General features: G+C 79.2%; 1 protein-coding gene. It reads right to left on the bottom strand.

Annotated features, from left to right (window positions below; translation table 11 throughout):
- Positions 1-1,303, bottom strand: a 1,303-nt coding sequence (locus BZZ08_RS38450; RefSeq protein WP_241965671.1) for an asparagine synthase-related protein, incomplete at both ends; no start/stop codon positions are given.

A 1,303-nucleotide genomic window follows, 5' to 3' on the forward strand; every position in this document is an offset into this window, starting at 1 on the left:
GCCCCCCGCTGCGGCGCGATGCCCGCGGGTACCGCGCGTTGGCGGGCCGGGGTGCCGGTCCAGCAGGTGCCGCGGCGGGCGAGGAGACGGCCGAGCCACAGCTCCAGCGAGACGAGGTCGGCCAGCCCGTCCAGCGGCAGCGGCTCACCCGCGGCCGCCGCCCGCACCGCCTTGCGCACGACCCGCGCCTCCACGAGCCCCGCCTCCGCGAGCAGCGGCGTGTCGAACAGCCCCAGCAGCGAGTCCGCGGCGACCCGCAGCCCCGTCCGCGCGGCGGAGGCCGCCTGCCCCTGGGTGGGCGCTCCCCACCCGCTGGGCAGCTCGCTCACCCCCGCCCCCTCCAGCACCGTCCGCAGGATCGCCGCCCGCGCCCCCGGCTGCACCCGCAGCGCCTCCGGCAGGGCACGGCAGGCCCGGACAACCTGGTTGTCGAGGAACGGCGTGTGCAGCCGCTGGAAGCGGATCTCCGCGGCCTGCTCCAGGACCCGCACCTCCGCCGCCTGCCGCGCCAGCGCCGACCGCGCCCGGAAGTCCCCCGGCCGCTGCCCCGGACCCACCCCCGACCGCTGCGAGGACGTCTGGAGGCGAACCGATACTTCAGCCAACGCCTCTCCGGTCAGCCACCGCGCCGCCGGCCCCGCCCCGGCCCAGGTCAGCGCGGCCAGCGAGGCGTCCATCGCCCCGTCGCCCGGCGTGTCGAAGCGTCTGCGCAGCAACCGCTCGGCGAGCACCTCCAGGCCGCTCCGGTACGGCGTGCGCGCCAGCCGCCGCGCCGCCGCGTACACGCGCGCGGGGACCAGGACCGACCCGTCGGCCTTGGCGAGCGCGGCGACCGGCCGGACCAGGTGCCGCCGCTTGCGGTCCATGAGCAGGTCGGCGAGGCGCGCCGGATGCGCGTCGAGGACCTGCCGCGCCCCGTACCCGGTGAAGTGGTCCGCGCTCCCCGCGGCCAGCCGCGCCCGGTGCCGCGCGGCGGCGACCAGGAAGGAGCCCGGTTCGTCGGTCAGCGGCCCGTCGAGCGCGGTGAACGGCAGCATGTCCTCGCCGCCGGTGACCACCACGTGGTGCAGCCGCGGGTTGGCCGCCAGCGCGCCCGCCCGCGCCAGCTCGGGCTCCTGCCCGCCGACGGCGAGGTCGTTGAAGGTGACGGCCAGCAGCCGCTCCCCCGCCCCGGTGCCGTGTCCGAGCACGGTCCCCGGCATCCCCGGCAGCCCGGCCGCCAGCAGCGCCAGCGTGCCCGAGGCCGGCCCGCCGGACAGGTCGGCCCCGATCCCCGGCACCGGCATCCCGCGCGCCGCACGGC

Source organism: Streptomyces sp. MH60, from assembly GCF_002939385.1.
Lineage (GTDB): Bacteria > Actinomycetota > Actinomycetes > Streptomycetales > Streptomycetaceae > Streptomyces.